At 44.9% G+C, this 1,037-nt stretch carries 1 protein-coding gene; it reads left to right on the top strand.

The window, feature by feature from the left end:
• The coding region (locus A3735_RS06785) for a PAS domain-containing sensor histidine kinase (RefSeq protein ID WP_068637808.1) at positions 1–1,037 on the top strand (1,037 nt) is incomplete at both ends.

The following is a 1,037-nucleotide window of genomic DNA, read 5'->3' as shown; positions in this document are numbered from 1 at the left end:
GCACGTGTTTCGCGCGTTGCGCATGATAGTTCTGGCAGCACTTCAATAGAGGGTAATGCTGCATTCAAATTTCAGGGACAAATTGACTCTACTCAAGATAACGGTGAGCAGAAAGTCGAAGAAGCTTTGTCCTTGTTTGACCACTTGTCTTCGCAATTAACCTCATCATACCGAAACCTTGAGAACAAGGTTAGTCAACTCAAGAGTGATCTTTCACTTGAAGAAAGTCAAAAGCAAGCACAGCGCAAGGAAAAAGAAGACCTAGCTAATCGCTTGTCTACCTTGTTGGAGGTGCTTCCGGCAGGTGTTGTTGTTCTAGATGAAAAAGGTTTAGTCACAGAATGTAATCCTGCGGCAATGGATCTACTTGGCGAACCGCTGAAAGGTTTGGCCTGGGTCGATGTTATTGCGAGAAGTTTTTCGCCAAAGCACGATGATGGACACGAGGTTTCTTTAAAAGATGGCCGAAGAGTGAAAATTGAAACTCGTTCTATGTCATCCGGGCCGGGTCAGCTGGTACTCCTTAGTGATCTGACTGAAACAAGATTGTTGCAGGAGCAAGTAAGCAGGGCCGAACGTTTGAGCTCTTTGGGTAAGATGGTTGCTAGCCTTGCTCATCAGATTCGTACGCCCTTATCTACAGCAATGTTGTATGCGGGCCACCTTTGTCAGCCTGAATTAGATGAATCGATGCGCGTGGACTTGTCGGAAAAAGTAATGTCTCGTTTAACGCATTTGGAACATCAGATTAGGGATATGCTTATCTTCGCGAAAGGAGATGAGCGCTTAGTTGAACGTATGCCGCTAAATGATTTCATACTCGCGCTTAAGCTTGCAGCCGTTCCAGTGATGGATGCCGCAAGTGTTGAGAGCGAGTGGGATATAGAAGCGTCTAATGCTGAAGTCTTATGCAATAAAGATGCCTTGGTAGGGGCTTGTCTTAATTTGGTAAATAACAGTATTGAAGCTTGGGAATGTTCTGCAGTTAGCAAGGAAACGCCATTAACAATAAAGATTAGTGTTGGGGTTAAGGAGGA

This window comes from Oleiphilus sp. HI0061, from assembly GCF_001635675.1.
The sequence above is the reverse complement of the archived record's forward strand: the minus strand, read 5'-3'. Positions and strand labels throughout refer to the sequence as shown.